The organism is Pseudomonas sp. P179 (assembly GCF_000478485.2).
Lineage (GTDB): Bacteria > Pseudomonadota > Gammaproteobacteria > Pseudomonadales > Pseudomonadaceae > Pseudomonas > Pseudomonas aeruginosa.
In genome coordinates this window covers 4,053,556-4,075,235 of record NZ_KI517354.1, presented here as the reverse complement: position 1 = coordinate 4,075,235, position 21,680 = coordinate 4,053,556, and the positions used below count along the sequence as shown (strand labels likewise).

The window sequence follows — 21,680 nt, the reverse complement described above, 5'->3', positions numbered from 1 at the left end:
CAGGTGACAGGCAAAGGCGTGCCGGGTCGCGATGTTCGCGATCGGTGGGAAGAATGTTCGGCTTGTCCGGGTGAGGCCCACTGCGCGCGGCCGCTCAGGCGGCACGCAGCAGGCCGACTTGGTGGTTCGTCCATGGCAGGCTCCTTGTGCGAAGGGTTAGGCAGGAGAAAGCGTCAGCCGCGCATCGGGCGGCGACCGCTCTCAGGGTTCTCTTCGACCTGCGTCTCCAGGCGGCGATACTCCAGGCGACCGCCGGCCGGGTCGACACGCCAGGCGAGGCTCGCAGGATGGCCGTGGCCGGGAAGGATCGCGCCGGGGGACTGCGCGGCGCGCACGCGCATCTTCGCCACGAAGGCGGATACGCCGGGGGATACCGAATTCTCGAAGTTCATGACTCACCTGTACCCGGCGTGCCGGACACGGGTGAGAAGCAGTGGGTCAGCCCAGGATGCCGCTCAACCGACCGACCCGTTGCGGGTTCCGTCGTGCGTTGGTTTGGGTCATCGCACCAGCCGGCATCTGCTGGGCCGGGCGACGACTACTGGGAATACTGTCCATGGCTCTCTTCGTAGGGGGAAAGAAAGTGCCCGGCTCTGCGGGCGGGGGTTTTATAGACCTCTTGCCAGACGAGGTCAACCGAAAAAGCCGTTTCGTTCAGGCTTCTATGGAACATCGGAAAATTCCCGCAGGAGTCCGGCGAAAAGACACTGGCCAAAAGCGCTCAGGCGGAGATCAGTCCCGCCAGCCGTCGCGCCAGCGCCGGCACTTCGGAGGCCGGGTCGAGGCGCAGGCGAAAACGGGTCTGCAGGATGTCCAGCAGTTCCTCGACGTCGCGCAGTTGGCGCTGCAGCGTCTCGCCGTTGCCGGCGCGCTGGCCGAACAGCCCGTCGGCCAGGGTCAGGCGCAGGTCGCCCTCGGTTATGGCGGCCTTCAGGCCCTGGCGGAATACGCTGTGCGGGTGGGTCGAGGTGTACCAGTTGCGCGGGATGTAATCGATCCACAACTGCGGGCGCAGGTCGAAGCGGTACAGCGGCAGCCAGCCGCTGCGACCGCGCACGGCGCTTTCGTAGAGACCGGCGTGCGGGTCGACCAGGCGCACGCAATGCACCTGTCCGGCGTCCGCCTCGTCGCCCGGCAAAGGCAGTGCTCGCGGCGGATTGGCCGAGCCGAAGCCGACATCCACCAGGAACTCGCCCTCCGCCAGGTACAGACGCAGCATCAGATGCGATTGCTGGGTCAGCGGCGCGTCCTCCGGGAGTCCCCAGCGTACCCGTGCCACCAGCAGTTCCAGCTCGTAGCCGAGGGCCAGCAGCAGGCGGGCGAACAGCGAGTTGAGTTCGAAGCAATAACCGCCGCGGCTGCCCTCGACGACCTTGGCGAAAACCTTGTCGGCGTCGATCTCGATGGGACGGTCGAGCAGCACGTCGAGGTTCTCGAAGGCGACCCGGCGCAGATGCGCGTCGATCAGTCGGTCGAGATTCGCCAGACTCGGCGGACCGGGATCGTCGATGCCGATATGGTGCAGGTAGGCATGGGTCTGCTCGGGCGTCAGCGGGGTCATGGCGGGCTCCGGAAAATGGCCAGCTCGATTCTAGACGCATTCTCGGGGAATACCGGAAGCGCCGTCAGGCACATTGGCCCGGGGTCTGCTTGACTGTGCCCATCCCACCCCGAGGAGCGCCGCCATGGCCCAGGCAATCGTCGCCTACCTGCACTACCTGTCGATCTTCCTGCTGTTCGCCCTGCTGGTGTTGCAGCACCGCCTGCTGCGCCTGCCGCTGGACCTGGAGCGCGCCCGCAGCCTGGCGGCGATCGACCGCGGCTACGGCCTCTGCGCCCTGGCGGTACTGGCCAGCGGGCTGGCGCGGGTGCTGTGGTACGGCAAGGGCCTCGACTATTACCTGCACAATGGCCTGTTCCACGCCAAGGTCGGGCTATTCGTCCTCGCTGCCCTGGTCTCGCTGTTGCCGACCGTTACCTTCCTTGGCTGGCGCGGCGCCCTCAAGGCCGGCGAAGTGCCGGCGGTGACGCCGGCCCGGGGCCGGCGGGTGGTCCTGGCGGTGCGCCTGCAACTGCTCCTGCTGCTGGTCATTCCGTTGCTGGCTACGCTGATGGCGCGCGGCTTCGGCATGCGCGGCTGAGCCCTCAGTTCTGCATGGCCCGGCCATGCACGTCCATCGCCGCCTGGCGCAGCGCCTCGGAGCGGGTCGGATGCGGATGGCAGGTCAGCGCGAGGTCCTCCGCCGAAGCGCTGAACTCCATGGCCACGCAGGCTTCGCCGATCATCTCGCTGACGCCCGGCCCGATCATGTGCACGCCGAGCACCTGGTCGCTGCGGGCATCGGAGAGGATCTTGATGAAGCCTTCGCTCTCGTGGTTGATCTTCGCCCGGCTGTTGGCGCTGAACGGGAAGCGTCCGACCTTGTACTCGCGCCTCGCCGCCTGCAGCTGCTCCTCGCCGAGGCCGACGCTGGCCACTTCCGGCTGGGTGTAGATGACCGACGGAATCACCTCGGCGTTCATCTCCGCCGCATGCCCGGCGATCCGCTCGATGCAGACGATCGCCTCTTCCTCGGCCTTGTGCGCCAGCATCGGTCCCGAGGTCACGTCGCCGATCACCCAGACGCCCGGCGCCGCGCTGCGCTGTCCCTGGTTCTCCAGCATGCCGCGACGATCGCTGGCCAGGCCGACCGTCTCCAGCCCCAGTCCTTCGGTATAGGGGCGCCGGCCGATGGCCACCAGCACGTAGTCCGCCTGCAGCGATTCCGTAGCGCCGCCGGCGGCCGGTTGCAGGTCGAGTTCGACGCCCTGCTCGCCACTGCGCGCGGCGACCACGCGGGTGCCGAGGCGAAACCGCATGCCCTGGCGGGTCAGGGCGCGCTGCAGGGTCCTTGCGGTTTCCCCATCCAGCCCCGGGCAGATCCGCTCGAGGTACTCCAGCACCGTGACCTGTGCGCCCAGCCGGCGCCAGACCGAACCAAGCTCCAGGCCGATCACGCCGGCGCCGATCACCACCAGGTGGCGAGGCACTTCGACCAACTCCAGGGCGCCGGTGGAGTCGAGGATGCGCTGGTTGTCCACAGGCACGCCGGGCAGCGGCGCCGGTTCCGAACCGGTGGCGATAACGATGTCGCGCGCCTCCAGTTGCGCGTGGCCGCCGTCGGCAAGGGCCACGCCGACCCGGCCCTCGCCTTGCAAGCGCGCCCAGCCCTTGATCCACTGCACCTTGTGCTTGCGGAAGAGGAATTCGACGCCACGGGTCAGGGCGGCGACGCTCTCGTCCTTCTGCTTCATCATCTGCGCCAGGTCCAGTTCCGGGCTGACCCGGATGCCGAGCCGGGCGAACTCGCCGCCGCTCGCCGCGGCGTATAGCTCCGAGGCGTGCAACAGGGCCTTGGACGGCATGCAGCCGACGTTCAGGCAAGTCCCGCCGAGGGTTTCGCGACCCTCCACGCAGGCCACCTTCAGGCCCAGCTGGCCGGCGCGAATGGCAGCGTTGTAGCCCCCCGGACCGGCGCCGATCACGATCACGTCATAGCTTTCCATCATCCTGCTCCTCGGTTGTCCCGCCACGGCCCCCTCAGCGTAGGCGACGCCGGCGCAAATAGAGGAAACGCCGCGTAGAGGGACCGAAAGCGATTGTATTTCGCTCGTCATGCAAAGCTTATATGATGACCGTAATTTTCCTGCAACCCTTTCCCACCACGACAGGAGCACTACCATGGAACAGCCCGGCCGCGAAGATCGCCTGAACGCCTGGATCGCCACCGAGCGGGCCGCCCGCGCCCGCCTCGGCGCCAGCGGAACCCTGGAGCTGGCGCAAGTCGCCGCGCTCTCCCCGCAGGAGTTCTTCGACCGCATCGGCAGCGGCCAACTGCCCTGTCCGCCCTACGGCGAACTGGTCGACTTCGTTCCCATCGAGTGGTCCGAAGGGCGCTTCCTGTTCCAGGGCACCCCGGACCGCCGCCACTACAATCCGCTGGGTAGCGTGCACGGCGGCTACGCCGCGTCGCTGCTGGACTCCTGCATGGGCTGCGCGATCCATACCCGGCTCCAGGCCGGCCAGGGCTATACCACCACCGACCTGCGGATCAGCTACCTGCGCGCGCTGACCGACAAGGTCGGCCCGGTGCGCGCCGAAGGCCGGGTGGTGCACCTCGGCCGCTCGACGGCGGTCGCCGAGGGCCGGTTGTACGATGTCGACGACCGTCTCTACGCCGTCGGCTCGACCACCTGCCTGGTCCTGCACATGGCCGGATGAACGCGGCTTCGCCAGGGAAGGCCGCCAGGCGTTAAGATGACGACCTGCATTCCAAGGTATCGAAGCCATGCGTTATCCCGAAGACCACAAGCAGAAGACCCGCCGGCGTATCGTCGAGGAGGCTGCCCGGCTGTTCCGCCAGGACGGCGTCGGCGCCACCGGGCTGCAACCGCTGATGAAGGCCCTGGGCCTGACCCATGGCGGCTTCTACGCGCACTTCAAGTCCAAGGACGACCTGGTGGAAACCGCGTTGCGGCATGCCGCGGCGCAACTCGACGAAATCACCGCGCCCCTGGCGGAGGCGGAACGACCGCTGGCGCTGCTGATAGAGCAGTACCTGTCGCCGCGTCACCGCGATAACCCCGGCGCCGGCTGCCCGTTGCCGACCCTGTCGGCGGAACTCGGCCAGCGCGGCACGCCGAGCCCGACCACCGACAGCATCGTGCGCAAGCGCCTGGCGATGATCGAAGCGTCCCTGGAGGGCGAGGACGCAGGCGAGCGCGCCGTGCTGCTGCTCGCTTCGCTGGTCGGCGCGCTGCAACTGTCGCGCAGCGTGCAGGATGAGGCGCTGTCGCAACGGATACTGGAAGCGACGCGCAAGAAGCTGCTGGAGCAGATGGAGCGCTAGGGCCTCAGCCGAGGTAGCGCTCGGCCGGCCGCTGCCGCGACAGATTGGGCGCGAGCCTGGCCCGCGCCGTCATCAGCGCCTGCCAATCGGCCGCATCCGGCAACGACGGGATGGTCACCGCTTCACGCCGATCGAAACCGACCAGCGCCGCCTCCACCAGGTCCTCGACCTCCATCACCATCTCCGCGGGAATCCCGGCGATTCCGGTGCCGCTGCGCTCCCAGATCTCGGTACGGGTGACGCCGGGCAGCACCGCCTGGACGTAAACGCCGCTGCCGGCCAGCTCGTGCTGCAGCGACTGGCTCAGGCTCAGCACGTAGGCCTTGGTCGCGCTATAGACGGCATTGAACAACTCCGGCGCCAGCGCCACCACCGAACCAAGGTTGACGATGGCGCCGCCGCCACGCCGGCGGAACCCCTCCGCCGCGCCGGCAGCCAGGCGGGTCAGGGCCACCACGTTGAGGGCGATCATCCGCTCCGCCCGGTCCATGTCGGCATCGGCCAGCGGACCGTTCATCGCCACGCCGGCGTTGTTCACCAGCAACGCGATCGAGGCGTCGTCGCGCAACCGTCGCTCGACCCGCAACCTATCGTCGCGCTCGGACAGGTCGGCGCGCAGGATCTCCACCCTGACCCCGTGGGCTTGGCGAAGTCGATCCGCCAGGGCTTCCAGGCGTTGCCGGTCGCGCGCCACCAGCAACAGGTCGTGGCCACGGCGGGCCAAGTGCTCGGCGTAGGTCGCGCCGATTCCGGAAGAGGCGCCGGTGACCAGGGCGACGCCATTGCCAATCTGTTCGTTCATGTGGGTTCTCGCTGGAAAAAAGCCTGACCGCTGACAGCGGCTGTTTATATTACACACTTAATATTATGACCATAATTAAAACCGTCAAGCCTTTATCCGTTCCAACGAGCAGGGAGGGATGAGGAAAACCTTCATGCAACCGTCACGGAAAACGCCAATAAAAGGTCAGGACCCACACCACCCCGACATGCCCTACCATGGCGTTGTCCATCGCGGGAGGATCATGCGTCATGTATCACGGTGAAAGACTCAATGCCTGGACCCACCTGATCGGTGCGGTCGCCGCCTGTACCGGCGCCGTATGGCTGACGGTCCAGGCGAGCCTCAACGGCAGTCCGTGGAAGATCGTCGGGGTCGGCGTCTACGGCGTCACCCTGACGCTGCTCTACAGCATCTCGACCGCCTACCACAGCGTGCGCGGGCGAGCGAAGGTGGTGATGCGCAAGCTCGACCACCTGTCCATCTACCTGCTGATCGCCGGCAGCTACACGCCTTTCTGCCTGGTCACGCTGCGCGGTCCCTGGGGCTGGACGCTGTTCGGCATCGTCTGGGGCCTGGCGGTACTCGGCATGCTCCAGGAGATCAAGCCACGCTCCGAGGCGCGAGTGCTGTCGGTGGTGATCTACGCGGTGATGGGCTGGATCGTGCTGATCGCGGTGAAACCGCTGCTCGCCGCCCTCGGCAGCGCCGGCTTCACCTGGCTGGCGGCCGGCGGCGTGCTCTATACCGTAGGGATCGTCTTCTATGCCTATGACCACCGCTTCCGCCACTGGCATGGCATCTGGCACCTGTTCGTGATCGCCGGCAGCCTCCTCCACTTCGTGGCGATCTGGCGCTACGTACTCTAGGCGCGGTCCGGCGCGAAGCAGCGGGAGCTGGTCGCGCCGGAGGCTCAGCCCTTCTTCGTCCGCGACAGCGCGATGCACGCCACCACGATCAGCACGCCGCCGGCGATGGTCAGCGCGTCCGGCACCTCGCTCCAGAACAGCCAGCCCCAGCCGGCGTTGAAGACGATGCCGATATAGCGGGTCACCGCAACGATGGTCGCGCTCTCGTGACTGAAGGCGCGGGTTAGGAACACCTGGCCGAGTAGCGATACCACCCCGATGGCCAGCAGCAGCCCCCACTCGCGCAGCGTCGCCGGCACCACGAAGTCGTTCCACATCAGCGGGATGGCCACCAGGGTGGCCACCGCCAGGAAGTAGAAGACGATCTCGTAGGTATGGTGCCGCGCGCTCAGTTGGCGGATCGCCACCGAGGCACCGGCGGCGAACACCGCACTGAGCAGGCCGACCACGGCGTATACCGAGTAGCTGGAATAGCTGAACGGCTTGACGATCATCAGCGCGCCGAGCACCACCACCAGCAACAGCCAATAGACCGCCCGGGGAATCCGCTCGCCGAGGAACAGCGCGGAGAAGAGGATGACGAAGAACGGCGACATGTGCGCCAGGATGCTCGCGTCCGCCAGCGGGATATGGGCGATGGCGTAGAAATAGCAGACCAGGTACAGCGCCCCCATCACCCCGCGCACCAGCAGCATCGGCACGCCCTGGCGCGACAGGGCGACACCGGCCTGGCGCATCAGCAGATAGATCAGCAGGGTACCGATGGCGCTGCGGAAGAACACGATCTCGGCAGCCGGCAGGGTGGCGCTGGCTTCCTTGACCAGGGCGTTCATCACGCTGAAGGTGAAGGACGCCAGCACCGCCAGCAGCACCCCGCTCTTCAGCAGGTCGAGCACCATTGGCGATAGATGGCGTCCGCCTCCGGACGGCTGTCGATCGGATACAGGCTTGGATGGCACTGGCTCGCTCCTTGGCAATCGATGAATCGGGACACGGCGTTCTCGTAGCTCGCCAACAGGCTGCGCGCCTGCGGCATGGCCAGGTCGAAGTGGGCGGCCAGCGCGACGATCAGCGCCAGCTTGCGATAGTCCTCCAGCGGCACCCGCGGGAGCCGCCAGAGTCCGTCTTCGTCGCGACTGACGCGGCGGAACGGCACGGCGGAAAAGTCGAAGTGGCGACCCTGCTCGTCGGCCGGAGAGAACGGATCGACCAGCAACGCCGCGTAGCGCACGAACAGCAGGTATTCCTGGCGCTCGGCGCCGGCCTCGGCGAAGCCGTCGATGGCCGCGCGCGGCAGCATCGTCTCGTGCACCGGGTAGTTGTCGTCGTTGAGGAACCGCAGCAGGTTCAACGGCTCGGCGCCCATCCGCCGCAACAGTTCGCTCAGCTCGCACCACAGCCGCCGCATGGCGCCAATGGCCCCGGGGGTGATAGGTCCCTCCGGGTAGAGCTTGTACATGAAACCGGGCGGCCCCTGCTCGGAAAGTATCCGGGCGAGGGCGAACTCGCCGAGAAAGAACGGACTGTGCACGTAGGTGGTGACGTTGCGGCCCTCCGCCGCTTCCGGCGTCGCCAGGGGTACCACCTCCACCCCGCTGCCGGCCAGGACTCGCCGCCAGGTCTCCCGCGCCGGGCAGTCCGGCCGGCTGGAACCCAGGTAGACCCTGCGCTTGACCGCCTTGGTCAGGGCCCGCAGCGGTTGTGTCTCGTCGATCACCTTGGTCGCCGCGTAGTAGCTGGACAGGCTCAGCACGGTCGCCTGGCACCCCGCCGGCAGGGCGCTGCGCACCAGCAGGTTGGCGCCGATGAAGGCGGACACCAGCAGCAGCGTGCGCACCCCGCCGAGTCGCTCCCAGGGCAACCCGCGGACCACGTCCAGGTAACTGTCGGCCGGCACGCAGAGCACCAGGGTCTGCCAATCGTCGCGAAGCTCAGCGGGGTCCTGGTGGAAGACGTCCAGCGCGGCGTTGCCGGACAGCCAGCGATGCTGCCCCTGCCCTTCCAGCTGCAGGCAGGCGCCGCGCGCCAGGGCCTCGGCGATCCGCTGGCTGCGCCGGCCGGGATGGTTCAGCGCGCCGAGGCGACCGGCACCGTGGCGGCGCAGGTCCAGCGCGACCTGGATCGCCACCGCGCCCAGACCGACCAGCAGGACGTTGCCCAGGCTCTCATCAGCGGCATTCATCGACCGGCCTTCTCCAGGATCAGGGTGTCGTACAGCGGCTGGCTGACCCGCTCCGCGCAAACCCGCCAGCCCTCCAGTTCGGCCGGTTCCACCGGGTAGTTGAACAGTCCCTTGATGCCGCTGCCGTGACGCAGCAGGACCTTGGCGTCGGCGCGCATGACCTGGCGGATCTGCGCCAGCACCGCGCTTTTCTGCTGCACCAGCGAAGCGATCAGGAAATGCGTGGCATCGCGGGAAAACGCCAGTTCCGCCGGCGGCAGCGAGGAAAACTGCATGCGCGCCTCCAGCCCCTGGCAGCGGGCGATCTCGCGGGCACAGCCCAGGGCCTCCTCGTCGATGTCCAGGCAGCACAAATGTGCGCCGACCTCCCGCGCCAGCACCAGGGCCGAGGTCGGCAGGGCACCGGAGCCGACGAACAGGACCCGTGCATCGGCATCTATCCCGGCGCTGTCGAGTTCGCCGCGGATGGATTCCAGCAGGCTACCCAGGTAGCGGCCCATCTCGCCGGGTTCATGCAGCACGCCCTGGCAAAGGTGCTTCTCCAGTTCGCAGAGGGCCTGCACCGCCGCGTCGCGCAGGCGCAGGCCGAGCGCCTGCAACGCAGGATCGTCCGAATCGGCCTGCCACTGCGCCCGGCTGCAATCCTCCCCGATCAGTCCGCTCAGACGGTCGAGCTTGCGCCTGAGGATCTCGTAGCAGCCGCAACACTCGCGGGCATAGACGGTGAGCAGGCGAATCTCGCATTCCAGTTCGCGGAGGGTTTCCAGCAGCGGTGTGCGTCCTTGCATGGCATGGCTTCCTGGCGGCGGTAGAGGGCTCAGTAGTTCAGGGTCAGGCTCATGGTCAGGTTGCGCGGCTCGCCGGGGGCGACCCAGACGTTGTTATAGGAACGCTCGTAGTAGCGACGATCGAAGAGGTTGTTGACGTTCACCCCGAGGGTGGCATTGCTCGCCAGCGGATAGCGCGCGAGCAGGTCGACGGTGGTGTAGGTCGGCAGTTCGAAGCCGCTGTCGCTGCTGTCGCCGGCGCGCTCGCCGACATAGTTGACCGCCGCGCCGGCATCGGCGCCGTGCAGCCAGCCTTCGCGGAACTCGTAGACGCCCATCAGGCTGCCGCTGTGCTTCGGCACGTTGAGCAGGCGGCTGCCGCGAGCGATGTTCTCATCCTTGGTCACTTCGGCGTCGATATAGGCGTAGGCGCCGATCAGCCGCAACTGCTCGGTGAGCTGGCCGCTGAACTGCAGGTCGAAGCCCTGGCTGCGCGCCTCGCCGGCGGTCTGCTGGTAACCGGGATTGCTCGGGTCGGCGGTGAGCACGTTCTTCTTTTTCAGGTGGAACGCGGCGAGGGTCAAGCCCAGCCGGCCATCGAGCAGGTCGAGCTTCACCCCCGCCTCGTAGCCGCGCCCCTCCTCCGGGTCGAAGGCCTTGCCGGCCATGTCGGTACCGCCATTGGGCTTGAAGGATTTCGAGGCGTTGGCGAACAGGCCGACCTCCGGGGTCGCCTGGTACAGCACGCCGATGCGCGGGGTGGCGGCACGCTGGGTCTGCTGCGAGCTGGTGTCGCGGAAGCGGCCATTGTTCAGGCGCGTGGCGTTCATGTCCTGGCGGTAGCGGTCGAAGCGCACGCCGAGCAGGCCGCGCCATTTCTCGTTGAACTCGATCTGGTCCTGCAGGTTGAGGGCCATCGCGTCGACTTCCTCGTGGTTGCGGTCGTCGCGTCCGAAGGGTGGTTTCGGCTGGCCGTAGACCGGCCGGCGGATGTCGATGGCATAGGGGTTGCGCGACGGGATGCTACGCAGGATCAGTTCGTCGTTGTGGTAGCGCTCGTACTCCAGGCCCATCAGCAACTGGTGGCGGATCGAGCCGGTATGGAGATCGCCGAGCAGGTCGAGCTGGGTGATGCTGTCGTGCCACTCGAAGTCGCGGTAGCGGTACTCCCGGCGCAGGCTGTAGCCGTCGGCGGCGAGGCTGGAGTTCTCCGAGGCGTAGCCGTCCAGGTGGCCATGCTTGTAGTGGCTGGCCAGGCGCAGGCTCCACTGCTCGTTGAAGTGATGGCGCAGGGTGGCCTGGAGGGTTTCGTTGTTGTTGTCGATCTTGCCGTCGTCCGGTTCGCCGAAGAACCGCGAGCGCGGCAGGCTGCCCAGGTGGTTGTGCGGCGCCACGGTGCCGCGGTCGAAGACCTGGCGGTTGCGCACCACCTCGGCTTCCACCAGCAACGAGGTGTCCGGGTCCAGTTGCCAGCTGAACGATGGCGCCACCAGCAGGCGCTGGCCGTCGGCGTAGTCGCGGAAGCCCTTGCTGTCCTCCACCGCCAGGTTCATCCGGTAGAGCAGGTCGCCCTCTTCGTCCAGCGGCGTGTTCAGGTCCAGGGTCGAGCGGTAGCGGTCCCAACTGCCGGCGCTGGCATGCAGGCGGGCGAAGCGCTCGGCCTGGGGCTTCTTGGTCACCAGGTTCACCGTGCCGCCGGGATCGCCGCGCCCGTAAAGGCTGGAGGCCGGTCCCTTGAGGATTTCCACGCGCTCGATGGTGGCGCTGTCCGGGGCGTTCATATAGCCGCGGTTGGCGCTGAAGCCGTCGCGGTAGAACTCCGAAGTGGTGAAGCCACGGACGTTGTACTCGAACATCGTCAGGCCGCCGAAGTTGTTCTGCCGCGAGACCCCGCCGGCGAAGTCCAGCGCCCGTTCGATACGAGCGCTGTCAAGGTCGTCGAGCACCTGGCGCGGCACCACGCTGATGGCTTGCGGGATGTCCTCGATACGGGTGTCGGTGCGCGTCGCGCTGGCCGTCCGATTGGCCCGGTAGCCCTGCACCGGGCCCTCCGCGCGCTCCGCTTCGGCGGTGACAGTGAGGACCTCAAGCTCTGCGGGCCTTTCCGTTTCCGCCCAGAGCGCCGGACTGCTGCAACCGAGGCCGACACCGAGGACAAGCGACACACTGACTCTCATGGGAAATCGCACCAGAAAAGAAATGATATACTATAACGCTACCAGTTCGATTCCGGCCTCGCAATACAATGCCCGGCTCTATCTCGCGTCTCGCCGCCAGGCTGTGATACTCATCCCTCTTTTCCGACGACCAGCCCAGCCATGCCCAACTCCATCTCCAATTCCTCCCGCCTGCACAGCATCGACGCCCTGCGCGGCCTGGTGATGCTGTTCATGCTGCTCGACCATGTCCGCGAGACCTTTTTCCTGCACCGCCAGGTCGGCGACCCGATGGACGTCGCCAGCACCGAGCCAGCGCTGTTCCTCAGCCGCACCCTGGCGCACCTGTGCGCGCCGGTGTTCGTCTTCCTCACCGGCCTGTCGGCATTCCTCTACGGCGAGAAGCGCCAGGGACGCCGGGCGGTCTCGGCGTTCCTGTTCAAGCGCGGGTTGTTCCTGGTGGCGCTGGAACTGACCCTGGTGAACTTCGCCTGGACCTTCCAGTTGCCGCCGACGGTGATCTATCTCCAGGTGATCTGGGCGATCGGCCTGAGCATGCTCGCCCTGGCCGCCCTGCTCTGGTTGCCGCGCCCTCTGCTCGCGGCGCTCGGCGTGCTGCTGGTGGCCGGCCACAACCTGCTCGATCCGCTGCATTTCGCTCCCGGCTCGGCCTGGCACCTGCCGTGGGCGGTGCTCCACGATCGCGGCTGGATCGAAGCGGGCGACGCCCTGCGCCTGCGCACCTCCTACCCCCTGCTGCCGTGGATCGGTGTGATCGCCCTGGGCTATGCCGCAGGCAACTGGTTCAGCGGCGCCACGCCGGCGACCACGCGCCGACGCTACCTCCTGGCGGGCGGTGGCGGGCTGCTGCTCGGCTTCATCCTGCTGCGCCTGCTCAACGGCTATGGCGAGAAACCCTGGGCCTTCGGCGAGACGCCGGCGATCACCCTGATGGGCTTCTTCAACGTCACCAAGTATCCGCCGTCGCTGCTGTTCCTCGCCCTCACCCTGGGAATCGGCCTGCTGCTCCTGGCCTGGTTCGAACGCCTGGACTGGAACGGTCGCGGCAAGGCCCTGGTGGCGTTCGGCGGAGCGCCGATGTTCTTCTACCTGCTGCATCTCTACCTACTGAAGCTGCTGTACCTGCTGGCGCTGGCGATCTGGGGCGCCAACCGGGGCGACTACTTCGGTTTCTCCTCGGTGCCGGCGCTATGGCTATGCAGCATCCTGCTGGCCGTGGCGCTGTACCCGGCGGTGCACTGGTTCGCCGGTTTCAAGGCGCGGCGGCGGGATATCGCCTGGTTGAAGTACTTCTGAGGCGCGGAGCATCCAGGAGCCGCTGGAAACGTCCGGCCCTTCCCCCCACGGGTAGGACGAATGACGCGAAGCGTTATCCGCCGGACACAGCAGGCAACCACGCCGACGTCCACCGCCGGCAGGGAAGTAGAAATGAAGGGTTGCGCGGAACTCCCAGACAACGGAAACGAAACGGCCGGCGGGCGCCTCGCGCCCGCCGGCCATTGCCTGGTTCGCTTCCCGTCGCCGACGGGCTAGCCAGTCAGGACAGGTACGCCGAGCGGGTCAGCCCCAGGCGCAGCGCATCCAGGTACTGGTTGCGCTCGCGGGCGGTGAGCTTGGCCCCGGCGACCTTGTCGCGGTAGAGGGTCATCAGTTCCTCCGGCGACAGGTGCACGTAGCGCAGCATGTCCTCGATGGTGTCGTGGGTCTCGATGCCGGCGTGATAGATGCCGCCGTCTGCGCGCTGGTAGACGTTCACCGAGTCGGTGTCGCCGAACAGGTTGTGCATGTCGCCGAGGATCTCCTGGTAGGCGCCGACCAGGAATACCCCGATCAGGTAGTCCTCGCCCTCCTTCACCTCGTGCACCGGCAGGCTGGTCTCGATGCTCTGCTCGTCGACGTACTGGGTGATCTTGCCGTCGGAGTCGCAGGTCAGGTCCTGCAGTACCGCGCGCCGATCCGGCTCCTCGCCCAGGCGGTGCAGCGGCAGGATCGGCAGCACCTGGCCGATGGCCCAGGTATCCGGCAGGCTCTGGAACACCGAGAAGTTGCAGATGTACTTGTCGGCGAGCTTGTCGTTGAGTTCGTCGAGGACCTGCCGGTGGGAGCGCTGGCGGGCCTTGAGCTGGTTGTGCAGGCGCCGGCAGATAGCGAAGTAGCACTGCTCGGCGAGGGCTTTCTGCGCCAGGCTGATCTTGCCGTCGGCATACTGCGCGGCGGCGTCGCCGATGTAGTGGGTGGCGCGCCAGTAGGTCTCGGTGACCATCTCGGCATCGGTCGGGCCGAGCAGTTCGGCCAGCCAGCGGACGATCTCCGGCTGCTCGTCGAGATCGACGATCTTCGGCACGTCGTCGTTGTGCCGCTCGACGTCGGTGACCTGGGTGATCAGCACCGCATGGTGCGCGGTCAGCGCCCGGCCGCTCTCCGAGAAGATGTGCGGATGCGGCAGGCCCTGGGCGTCGCAGAACTCCTTGAGCATGCCGACCACCACGCCGGCATAGTCATCGATGTCGTAGTTGATCGAGCTGGCGTTGCGCGAATGGGTGCCGTCGTAGTCGACGCCGAGGCCGCCGCCAACGTCGATGTGATCCACCGGCAGGCCGAGCGCGCGCAGCTCGCCGTAGTAGCGGATGGCTTCCTTGAAGCCGTGCTGGTAGTCGGCCAGGTTGGCGATCTGCGAGCCCATGTGGAAATGCAGCAGGCGCACGCCCTGGTCGAGACCGGCCTGGCGGAAGCGCTCGACCACCGACAGCAGCTGGGCGGCGGAAAGGCCGAACTTGGCCTTCTCGCCACCGGTGTCTGCCCACTTCGACGAAGCCAGCGAGGACAGCCGCACGCGCAGGCCGACCTGGGGCTGCACGCCGACGTTGGCGGCCTCCTCGATCACCAGCTGCACCTCGGATTCCTTCTCGATCACGATGAACACGTTGTGCCCGAGCTTCTGCCCCATCAGCGCCAGCTTGATGAACTCGCGGTCCTTGTAGCCGTTGCAGACGATGGTGCCGCCCTTCGGGGCCAGCGCCAGCACCGCCATGAGTTCCGGCTTGGAGCCTGCCTCCAGGCCGATGGAGACGTTCTCGGTGGCGATGATGTTCTCCACCACCGCTTCCTGCTGGTTGACCTTGATCGGATACAGCGCGGTGTAGCGGTTCTGGTATTCGAGGCGCTCGATGTTCGCGTCGAAGGCGCCGGTGAGCTTGCGCACGCGGTCCTGCAGGATATCCGGGAAGCGCACCAGCAGCGGCAGGCTCAGGCCCGCCTCGCGCAGTTGGCCGACCAGCTCGTAGAGATCGATGGGCGTCGAGTCGGCACCCTGCGGACGCACTTCGACATTGCCGCCATCGTTGATGGCGAAATAACCCGCACCCCAGTGGCGGATGCCGTATACGCCGCGGCTGTCGGCCACGGTCCAGTTGCTGCCATCGTCTTTGCGAGTCCGTCGAGCGGCCATGCGCGGTGATCTCCTCAATGTTCGGGGTCGGGCGGGCGCCGGGATCTCCGGATGGCCCTGGGCCGGCACGCCTGTGGTGGAGGCTAGCCGGAGGATGTGACGTTGCCGTGTTGACCGCCACACTGGGCGGTAGTTTAGGAAAGCCGAGGAAATCCGCTCATGCGGGTATCCGCAGTCTCCCATCTAGGGAAAGGGCTGGTGCGGCCTTCGCGGTGCCGGACCTGCCCGCTCTCTGCAGGGGAGAACGCGGTCAGCCGCCGGACTTCTTCGCCTTGAAACCGCGCTTGAGGAGTTCGTCGATCAGCAGTTCGACATGCTCGCCCTGGATCTCCACCACGCCGTCCTTGAGACTGCCGCCGGTGCCGCAGCGCCGCTTCAGCGCGCTGGCCAGCTCCTTGAGCGCATCGCCGGCGAGCGGCAGGCCACTGATGGTGGTCACCGTCTTGCCGCCGCGGCCCTTGGTCTCGCGGCGCACGCGCGCGATCCCGTCGCCGACAGGCGCTACGGCCTGCCCGCAGATGCAGGCGTCTTTGGGTTGCTGGCAGTCCGGGCAATGCCGGCCGCCATCCGTGGAATACACCAGCCCGCCGAGGGCGGACAGGGACGAAGCTTTTTTGACCACCGGGCGTTTCCCCCAGAATGGCCTCGACGGGCCAGGTCAACAACGATGGCCGGCGGGAGCCGACCGCGACGCCCCACTCAGGCAGGGGCTGCGCAGGGGCGGCATGGGGACCGCCCGAAAAGGTCGCGCAATTTAGCAGCATTGCGAGCAAATGCTAAGAGCGAAAATGCGCCATTGATCGGTGAAATGGCGACATCCGCGGCTCAGGCGTCCAGGTACAGGCGCAACGCCTGCAGGGAATCGGGGCAGTACGGCAAGCTGCGAGCCTCCTCCAGCGCCAGTTCGGGACGGATGAAGCGGGCCTCGGAGATTTCCTCCGCCTGCAGGCGCAAGGGCGCATCGGAGACGGCGGAAAACACCGCGCACCAGAGCCGGTTGCCCGGTTCGTCGAAGAAGAAGCGACCATGTTCGCGCAGGACCGCGTCGCGGATTCCCAGCTCTTCCTCCAGTTCGCGGGCGGCGGAGTCGGCGTAGGGCTCGCCGGCCTGGACCATGCCGCCGGCGGCGAGGTCCCAGTACCCGGGATAGACCGCCTTGCTCAGGGTCCGGCGCTGCACGCACAGCTCGCCGGCGGAGTTGAACAGCAGGATGAAGGTGCCGCGACCGATCAGCCCGCGCTCGCGCAGCTCCGCGCGCGGCAGGCTACCGAGCGGGCGGTCCTGCTCGTCGACCCAGGCGATGAGTTCGGCGTCGGAGGCGGCCCGGTGGGCCACCTCTTCGGCGCTGATCGGCGCGGCCATGGGTCAGCCCTGGGAAAGCAGCTGGCGCAGGTCGATCACCGCGGCGTTGGCGCGGGAAATGTAGTTGGCCATCACCAGCGAGTGGTTGGCCAGGATGCCGTAGCCGCTGCCGTTCAGCACCATCGGGCTCCACAACGGCTCCTGCGCGGCCTCCAGTTCGCGGATGATCTGCCGCACGCTGACCGTGGCGTTCTTCTTCGCCAGCACGTCGGCGAAGTCGACCTCGATGGCGCGCAGCAGGTGCGACAGCGCCCAGGCCTGGCCCCGGGCCTCGTAGAAGACGTTGTCGATCTGCAGCCAGGGGGTTTCCTGGACCACTTCCTCGACCTTGGGCGCCTCGCCCGGCTGTACCTCTTCGGGGTTCTTGATGTTGGTGTTCAGCTTGACCCGGCCGACGCTCGCCGACAGGCGCTGGGATAGCGAGCCCAGGCGGGTGGCGACGTCGCCCAGCCAGTTGTTCAGGTTGTCGGCACGGGCATAGAACTGCGCGTTGGGCTGGTTCGGGTCGGACAGGCGAGCCAGGTAGCGGTCCAGCGACTTGATGCCTTCCTGGTACTCCGACTCGGACGCCGGCAGCGCCCAGCTCTTGTTGTCGAAGTTGAAACGCGGCTCGGCGCGAGCCAGGTCGGCGTCCTCGGTGGACTGCGACTGCGAACGGGCGAAATCCTTGCGCAGCGCCCGGCTGATGTCGCGCACCTGGACCAGCACGCCATACTCCCAGCTGGGCATGTTGTCCATCCAGATGCCCGGCGGGAAGATGTCGTTGGAGATGTAGCCGCCCGGCTTGGTCAGCAGGGTGTCGACTACTTCCTTGAGGGTCTCCACCGTGGTGTAGCCGGTGACCATCTGCCGCCCGGCGCGCTCGGCGGCGGCCTGGGCGTCCTGCTGCACGGGGAACAGGTCGGGTTCCTGGCTCCAGTACCAGCCAACCAGCATCGCCACCAGCAGGTAGATGCCCAGCAGGCCTCCCACCACGCGCACCAGCCAGGGGCCGCCGAAGTAGGTACGCACATCATCCACGGAATTGTCCACGCGATCGCGCATGGTCCCACGACGCTTCTTCCAGTCCAGCATGGCAAGGGTCCTTAAAACAGCTCGATAGATGGGGGATTGGACCATGGCGAACGCGTTCCGTGCCAAGCGCCAACCCTTCCAGGACGCCGAAAACCTCGGCATCGTCGGCTTTCAGCGTAGTGGAAGCCGGTTTTGTGCCGGAATGCTCAGTGAGAATTTTCCGAAACAGGCATAAGCATGCCGTAGTCCGTCGCACAAAGGCACCCACCAACAGGTGGGGATGACATTTGGAAAAGAAAAGGCTCCTCTCGTCAGCCGCCCAACGGCCGCTGGCTTTCATGGCGATAGGTGATAGCATAGAGCCATCATTCGCGGCGACGCTCTGCCGCGAAGACCACGAAAGAAGCGCGTCATGATGACCGAGCACGATGACCCGACCCTGGACCGCCTGAAGCACCACTTCGCCCAGCGAGTGATCAACCAGGCGCGCCAGGTTCTGGAGGTCTGGCAACGCCTGACCCGCGCGGAGTGGAACAGCGACGGCATGGAAGAACTGGCCGACGCCACCCTGCGCCTGCAGCGCTACGCCGAACGCTTCGAGCAAGCCGAGCATGCCCAGCTGGCCGGTGCCATCGACCGTACCCTGGACGTCGTCGAGGCCAACCGCGGCCGGCTTTCCAGCGAGTCGATCAGCGAACTCAACCAGTTGATGCAGCGCCTGTCGCGCACCGGCCTGCGGCATGGCGACCAGCTCGAGCACACCGTCCTGCCGCCGTTGCGCAAACCGGTCTACCTGGCACTGAAGGACCGCGAACGCGCCGAGCGCCTGGCCCAGCAACTGGAGTTCTTCGGTCTGCAGGCGCTGAGCTGCGAGACCGCCGACGCCTTCCGCGCCAGCATGCGCGAACGCTACCCGGCGGCGATCGTCATGGAAGTCGACTTCGCCGGCCCCGACATGGGCCTGCGACTGGCCAGCGAGGCCCAGGCCGGCCTCGAACACAAGCTGCCGGTGCTGTTCTTCAGCGACAGCGAGACCGACACACCGACCCGCCTGGCCGCGGCCCGTGCCGGCGGCCAGGAATTCTTCACCGGCACCCTGGACGCCTCCAGCGTGCTGGAAAAGATCGAGACCCTCAGCCGCCTGAGCTTCTACGAGCCCTACCGGGTACTGATCGTCGACGACTCCCGGGCCCAGGCGCTGCACACCGAGATGGTCCTCAACAGCGCCGGGATCATCACCCGCGCACTCACCGAGCCACTGTCGGTGATGGCCGAGCTGAGCGACTTCCAGCCCGACCTGATCATCCTCGACATGTACATGCCCGAGTGCCTGGGCACCGAATTGGCCAAGGTGATCCGCCAGCACGAGCGCCACGTCAGCGTGCCGATCATCTACCTGTCCGCCGAGGACGACCTGGACAAGCAGCTGGACGCCATGAGCGAAGGCGGCGACGACTTCCTCACCAAGCCGATCCGCCCGCGCCACCTGATCGCCACCGTGCGCACCCGCGCCAGCCGCGCGCGCAGCCTGAAGGCGCGGATGGTGCGCGACAGCCTGACCGGCCTGTACAACCACACCCATACCCTGCAACTGCTCGAGGACGCCCGTCTGCGCGCACGTCGCGATGGCCGTCCGCTGAGCTTCGCGATGCTCGACATCGACCACTTCAAGCAGGTCAACGACCGTTTCGGCCACCCCATGGGCGACCGGGTGATCAAGGGCCTGGCGCTGTTCCTCAAGCAACGCCTGCGCAAGACCGACCACATCGGCCGCTATGGCGGCGAAGAGTTCGCCGTGGTCCTTCCGGACACCGACCTGGACGCCGCGCGCCTGGTGCTCGACGAGATTCGCCAGCGCTTCGCCGAGATCCACTACCCGGCGCAACCGACCGACCTGCGCTGCACCTTCAGTTGCGGCATCGCCGAGCTGACCCCGGACCTCGATATCAAGAGCATGGCCAAGCAGGCCGACGAAGCGCTGTACCGGGCCAAGCACGGCGGGCGCAACCGGATCGAGGTATATCGTCCCGACGCTCGATAATGGCCTTTTGTCATCAGTCGGTAACCGAACGGAAATAACCTGCGGTCTCGCCGTTCCGTAGTCGGACGAGACTCGCCATGCGCCTCAAGCAACTCACCAACCTCAACACCCTGCTCCTGCTCACCGTCTGCCTCGCCCTGGGAATCACCCTGTGGTGGTCGCAACGCGCCATGGAGCGGCCCTTCCAGTTGCTCGACCAGTACCTGGAGCTGTCGCAGCGCTTCGACGAACAGGTCGCGCGCAACATCCGCCAGTACCTCGGCAGCGGCGACGCCGTGCGCCAGCAGGCCGCGCTGCAAGCCCTGGAAAGCCTCGCCGAGGCCTTGCCGGAGCTACCGCCGGACCTCGCCCGGACCCTCGCGCCAAGCCTCGCGGAGTTGCGCGAATTCAGCGCCGGCGACCTGCTCGCCGCCGGCAAGCTCGCCGGCGACCCGCAGGGCCTGCTGCTACAGGCCGAGCGCGACCTCACCGGCAACCTGGAACAATGGTCCGCCTACCTGGACGCCGCGGCGGGGCAGCCCCAGGCCGGCGCCTACCGCACCCCGCTGCTGCTCGCCAGCCTGCACCTGACCCGCCTCAGCCTGGCCCGCGCCAAGCTGGTGGAAAGCGCCAACCCGGCCCTGGCCGGCGACGTCGAGCGCGAATTGGCCAACCTGCGCGAGCAGGCCGGGCGGATCGAGGCCTTGCCGCTGCTCGGCGTGCTCGACGAGCAACGCTCGGCCAGCGACGACTTCGCCGCCATGATGGGGCTGGCCGGCGACGCCGAGGCTGGCGCCGGCAATGCCGAAGACCGCGGCGTGGCGCTGCGGCGCGAACTCGCCAGCCTGCTGCAACGCTATCCGGACGAGTTGCGCCGCACCCGCGACCTGATCGAGCGTCGCCAGCAACTGTCCGCCGACACCGGCGCCAGACTGGACGCGGTGCGCCAGGCCCTGGCCACCCTGGAACCGCAGGTGCGCGGCGAACGCCAGCGCCTGCAAGGCCAGGTACGCCTGATCCAGGGTGGGATGATCGCCCTGATCCTGCTCATCGCCCTCGCCATCGACAGCCTGCAAAGACGCCTGGCGCGGGTCCTCGGGCAACTGGTGCCGGCGCTCTCGGCCTGGGCCGACGGCGACTTCTCGCACCCCATATCCCTGCGTACCCGCACCGAGGACCTGCGCAACCTGGAAGATTCGCTGAACCGCCTGCGCAGCTTCCTCGCCGAGCTGGTCGGCGCGATCCACCGCCGCGCCGAACAGGTCGCCGGCAGCAGCCAGACCCTGGCCGAGGTCAGCAGCGGCCTGCACGCCGGGGTCGAGCGCCAGGCCGGCGATACCGGGCAGATCCGCGACGCCCTCGGCGACATGGAAGCGGCGATCCAGCAGGTCGCCGGAGACGCCAGCCAGACCGCCGACGCCAGTCGCAGCGCAGGCCAGGCAGTGGAGCATGGCCAGCGGGTGATCGGCGAGAGCCTGGGCGGCCTGCGCGAGCTGGTCGACGAGGTGCAAGGCAACGCCCAGTCGATCGAGCGCCTGGCCGAGGAGTCGGCGACCATCGGCAGCGTGCTGACGGTGATCCGCTCGATCGCCGAACAGACCAACCTGCTCGCCCTCAATGCCGCCATCGAGGCCGCCCGCGCCGGCGACCAGGGCCGCGGCTTCGCCGTGGTCGCCGAGGAAGTCCGCTCGCTGGCCCAGCGCACCGCCGGGGCCACCGAGGAGATCCAGCAGCTCATCGGCCGCCTGCAACAGGCCGCGCGGCAATCGGTGGAGGCCATGCGCAGCCAGGTCGAGCATGCCGAACGCACCGCCGAACAGGCCGGCGCGGCGGAGGGCGCGCTGGACGAAGTGGTCGCCGCGATCCATACCATCGGCGTGATGGCCGAACGCATCGCCGAAGGCTCGACCCAGCAGAGCCAGGCGGTCGGCGAGATTCGCTCGCACAGCGAACGCATCCACGCCCTGGGCGGGGAAAACCTGCGGCTGATCGGCCATAGCCGCGAACAGGGCGAGCAACTGCGGCAACTGGGCGGCGACCTGCGCACCACGGTGCAGGCCTTCCGCCTGTGACCCTGCGGCGACGTGCCGCAAGGCGCCAGGGGAACCGTCTGGCTTCGGACCGGTCGGATACCGCTCAGCGGAACCGGGGCAGGACCTGATCAGCCGCAC

The 21,680-nt window shown here is 67.4% G+C and carries 19 protein-coding genes; 7 read left to right on the top strand and 12 right to left on the bottom strand.

Annotated elements, in window-relative coordinates:
- Nucleotides 1-173 precede the first annotated feature (173 nt).
- Both HMPREF1224_RS31195 and HMPREF1224_RS31190 read right to left on the bottom strand, forming a co-directional pair.
- The gene (locus tag HMPREF1224_RS31195) at nucleotides 174-392 is read right to left on the bottom strand and encodes a hypothetical protein (protein WP_003095337.1); all 219 of its coding nucleotides are present in this window, start codon (nucleotides 390-392) and stop codon (nucleotides 174-176) included.
- A gap of 329 nt (nucleotides 393-721) precedes the next feature.
- Complete coding sequence (locus tag HMPREF1224_RS31190) at nucleotides 722-1,561, bottom strand: arylamine N-acetyltransferase family protein (RefSeq protein ID WP_003110506.1); 840 nt, start codon at nucleotides 1,559-1,561, stop codon at nucleotides 722-724.
- Nucleotides 1,562-1,685: 124 nt separating this feature from the next.
- Between HMPREF1224_RS31190 and HMPREF1224_RS31185 the strand changes: the two genes are divergently transcribed.
- Nucleotides 1,686-2,141 carry a DUF2214 family protein gene (locus tag HMPREF1224_RS31185; protein ID WP_003095342.1) on the top strand — a complete coding sequence of 152 codons (456 nt, stop codon included), beginning with the start codon at nucleotides 1,686-1,688 and terminating at the stop codon, nucleotides 2,139-2,141.
- A 4-nt stretch (nucleotides 2,142-2,145) separates the two neighbouring features.
- Here HMPREF1224_RS31185 and lpdA read toward each other — a convergent pair whose 3' ends face one another.
- Complete coding sequence (gene lpdA, locus HMPREF1224_RS31180; protein ID WP_003095344.1) at nucleotides 2,146-3,549, bottom strand: dihydrolipoyl dehydrogenase; 1,404 nt, start codon at nucleotides 3,547-3,549, stop codon at nucleotides 2,146-2,148.
- A gap of 172 nt (nucleotides 3,550-3,721) precedes the next feature.
- Between lpdA and HMPREF1224_RS31175 the strand changes: the two genes are divergently transcribed.
- The gene (locus HMPREF1224_RS31175; RefSeq protein WP_003095346.1) at nucleotides 3,722-4,261 is read left to right on the top strand and encodes a PaaI family thioesterase; all 540 of its coding nucleotides are present in this window, start codon (nucleotides 3,722-3,724) and stop codon (nucleotides 4,259-4,261) included.
- 67 nt (nucleotides 4,262-4,328) lie between these two features.
- Nucleotides 4,329-4,889: a TetR/AcrR family transcriptional regulator gene (locus HMPREF1224_RS31170; protein WP_003095348.1), complete on the top strand. Its 561-nt coding sequence runs from the start codon at nucleotides 4,329-4,331 to the stop codon at nucleotides 4,887-4,889.
- Between the two features lie 4 nt (nucleotides 4,890-4,893).
- Here the strand turns inward: HMPREF1224_RS31170 and HMPREF1224_RS31165 are convergent, their stop codons facing one another.
- Nucleotides 4,894-5,691, bottom strand: coding sequence for an SDR family NAD(P)-dependent oxidoreductase (locus tag HMPREF1224_RS31165; RefSeq protein WP_003095350.1), 798 nt, complete (start codon nucleotides 5,689-5,691; stop codon nucleotides 4,894-4,896).
- Nucleotides 5,692-5,921: 230 nt separating this feature from the next.
- Between HMPREF1224_RS31165 and HMPREF1224_RS31160 the strand changes: the two genes are divergently transcribed.
- Entirely contained in the window at nucleotides 5,922-6,539 is a 618-nt protein-coding gene (locus tag HMPREF1224_RS31160; protein WP_003095352.1) for a PAQR family membrane homeostasis protein TrhA, read from the top strand.
- 44 nt (nucleotides 6,540-6,583) lie between these two features.
- Here the strand turns inward: HMPREF1224_RS31160 and cntI are convergent, their stop codons facing one another.
- From cntI to cntO, 4 genes are read right to left on the bottom strand one after another with little or no spacing between them, the layout of a single operon-like run.
- A complete protein-coding gene (gene cntI, locus HMPREF1224_RS31155; protein WP_003104336.1) occupies nucleotides 6,584-7,438 on the bottom strand; it encodes a pseudopaline transport inner membrane protein CntI in 855 nt (284 codons plus the stop codon).
- Nucleotides 7,420-8,721, bottom strand: a complete 1,302-nt coding sequence (cntM, locus tag HMPREF1224_RS31150; protein ID WP_003161329.1) for a pseudopaline biosynthesis dehydrogenase CntM — start codon at nucleotides 8,719-8,721, stop codon at nucleotides 7,420-7,422. Before cntM ends, cntI begins: the two co-directional genes overlap by 19 nt.
- Nucleotides 8,718-9,509 (bottom strand): pseudopaline biosynthesis protein CntL, encoded by a 792-nt coding sequence (gene cntL, locus HMPREF1224_RS31145; protein ID WP_003104339.1) that lies wholly within the window; start codon nucleotides 9,507-9,509, stop codon nucleotides 8,718-8,720. The genes cntM and cntL overlap by 4 nt, the downstream gene beginning before the upstream one ends.
- A 29-nt stretch (nucleotides 9,510-9,538) precedes the next feature.
- Nucleotides 9,539-11,665 (bottom strand): pseudopaline transport outer membrane protein CntO, encoded by a 2,127-nt coding sequence (gene cntO / locus HMPREF1224_RS31140; RefSeq protein WP_010793725.1) that lies wholly within the window; start codon nucleotides 11,663-11,665, stop codon nucleotides 9,539-9,541.
- Between the two features lie 141 nt (nucleotides 11,666-11,806).
- Here cntO and HMPREF1224_RS31135 point away from each other — a divergent pair, with 141 nt between their 5' ends.
- Complete coding sequence (locus HMPREF1224_RS31135) at nucleotides 11,807-12,961, top strand: acetyltransferase domain-containing protein (protein WP_003123529.1); 1,155 nt, start codon at nucleotides 11,807-11,809, stop codon at nucleotides 12,959-12,961.
- 241 nt (nucleotides 12,962-13,202) lie between these two features.
- Here the strand turns inward: HMPREF1224_RS31135 and speA are convergent, their stop codons facing one another.
- From speA to HMPREF1224_RS31115, 4 genes are all read right to left on the bottom strand, one after another.
- The gene (gene speA / locus HMPREF1224_RS31130) at nucleotides 13,203-15,113 is read right to left on the bottom strand and encodes an arginine decarboxylase (protein WP_003121112.1); all 1,911 of its coding nucleotides are present in this window, start codon (nucleotides 15,111-15,113) and stop codon (nucleotides 13,203-13,205) included.
- A gap of 250 nt (nucleotides 15,114-15,363) precedes the next feature.
- Entirely contained in the window at nucleotides 15,364-15,735 is a 372-nt protein-coding gene (locus tag HMPREF1224_RS31125) for a translation initiation factor Sui1 (RefSeq protein ID WP_003106225.1), read from the bottom strand.
- A 203-nt stretch (nucleotides 15,736-15,938) separates the two neighbouring features.
- Nucleotides 15,939-16,475 (bottom strand): NUDIX hydrolase, encoded by a 537-nt coding sequence (locus HMPREF1224_RS31120; RefSeq protein WP_003095369.1) that lies wholly within the window; start codon nucleotides 16,473-16,475, stop codon nucleotides 15,939-15,941.
- Nucleotides 16,476-16,478: 3 nt separating this feature from the next.
- On the bottom strand, nucleotides 16,479-17,549 hold the full coding sequence (locus HMPREF1224_RS31115; protein WP_003106226.1) for a DUF2333 family protein: 1,071 nt from the start codon (nucleotides 17,547-17,549) through the stop codon (nucleotides 16,479-16,481).
- 352 nt (nucleotides 17,550-17,901) lie between these two features.
- On the opposite strand from HMPREF1224_RS31115, the gene gcbA reads away from it, so the two are divergent.
- Together gcbA and ctpL are read left to right on the top strand one after the other, a co-directional pair.
- Nucleotides 17,902-19,530, top strand: coding sequence for a diguanylate cyclase GcbA (gene gcbA / locus HMPREF1224_RS31110; protein ID WP_003106227.1), 1,629 nt, complete (start codon nucleotides 17,902-17,904; stop codon nucleotides 19,528-19,530).
- A 77-nt stretch (nucleotides 19,531-19,607) separates the two neighbouring features.
- Nucleotides 19,608-21,581: a methyl-accepting chemotaxis protein CtpL gene (gene ctpL / locus HMPREF1224_RS31105; protein WP_010793724.1), complete on the top strand. Its 1,974-nt coding sequence runs from the start codon at nucleotides 19,608-19,610 to the stop codon at nucleotides 21,579-21,581.
- Nucleotides 21,582-21,680 lie beyond the last annotated feature (99 nt).

What these genes read in the sequence shown, in the direction of transcription:
- HMPREF1224_RS31195 (WP_003095337.1), bottom strand. Translation starts at nt 392, where the DNA reads ATGAACTTCGAGAATTCGGTATCCCCCGGCGTATCCGCCTTCGTGGCG.
- HMPREF1224_RS31190 (WP_003110506.1), bottom strand. Translation starts at nt 1,561, where the DNA reads ATGACCCCGCTGACGCCCGAGCAGACCCATGCCTACCTGCACCATATC.
- HMPREF1224_RS31185 (WP_003095342.1), top strand. Translation starts at nt 1,686, where the DNA reads ATGGCCCAGGCAATCGTCGCCTACCTGCACTACCTGTCGATCTTCCTG.
- lpdA (WP_003095344.1), bottom strand. Translation starts at nt 3,549, where the DNA reads ATGATGGAAAGCTATGACGTGATCGTGATCGGCGCCGGTCCGGGGGGC.
- HMPREF1224_RS31175 (WP_003095346.1), top strand. Translation starts at nt 3,722, where the DNA reads ATGGAACAGCCCGGCCGCGAAGATCGCCTGAACGCCTGGATCGCCACC.
- HMPREF1224_RS31170 (WP_003095348.1), top strand. Translation starts at nt 4,329, where the DNA reads ATGCGTTATCCCGAAGACCACAAGCAGAAGACCCGCCGGCGTATCGTC.
- HMPREF1224_RS31165 (WP_003095350.1), bottom strand. Translation starts at nt 5,691, where the DNA reads ATGAACGAACAGATTGGCAATGGCGTCGCCCTGGTCACCGGCGCCTCT.
- HMPREF1224_RS31160 (WP_003095352.1), top strand. Translation starts at nt 5,922, where the DNA reads ATGTATCACGGTGAAAGACTCAATGCCTGGACCCACCTGATCGGTGCG.
- cntI (WP_003104336.1), bottom strand. Translation starts at nt 7,438, where the DNA reads ATGGTGCTCGACCTGCTGAAGAGCGGGGTGCTGCTGGCGGTGCTGGCG.
- cntM (WP_003161329.1), bottom strand. Translation starts at nt 8,721, where the DNA reads ATGAATGCCGCTGATGAGAGCCTGGGCAACGTCCTGCTGGTCGGTCTG.
- cntL (WP_003104339.1), bottom strand. Translation starts at nt 9,509, where the DNA reads ATGCAAGGACGCACACCGCTGCTGGAAACCCTCCGCGAACTGGAATGC.
- cntO (WP_010793725.1), bottom strand. Translation starts at nt 11,665, where the DNA reads ATGAGAGTCAGTGTGTCGCTTGTCCTCGGTGTCGGCCTCGGTTGCAGC.
- HMPREF1224_RS31135 (WP_003123529.1), top strand. Translation starts at nt 11,807, where the DNA reads ATGCCCAACTCCATCTCCAATTCCTCCCGCCTGCACAGCATCGACGCC.
- speA (WP_003121112.1), bottom strand. Translation starts at nt 15,113, where the DNA reads ATGGCCGCTCGACGGACTCGCAAAGACGATGGCAGCAACTGGACCGTG.
- HMPREF1224_RS31120 (WP_003095369.1), bottom strand. Translation starts at nt 16,475, where the DNA reads ATGGCCGCGCCGATCAGCGCCGAAGAGGTGGCCCACCGGGCCGCCTCC.
- HMPREF1224_RS31115 (WP_003106226.1), bottom strand. Translation starts at nt 17,549, where the DNA reads ATGCTGGACTGGAAGAAGCGTCGTGGGACCATGCGCGATCGCGTGGAC.
- gcbA (WP_003106227.1), top strand. Translation starts at nt 17,902, where the DNA reads ATGATGACCGAGCACGATGACCCGACCCTGGACCGCCTGAAGCACCAC.
- ctpL (WP_010793724.1), top strand. Translation starts at nt 19,608, where the DNA reads ATGCGCCTCAAGCAACTCACCAACCTCAACACCCTGCTCCTGCTCACC.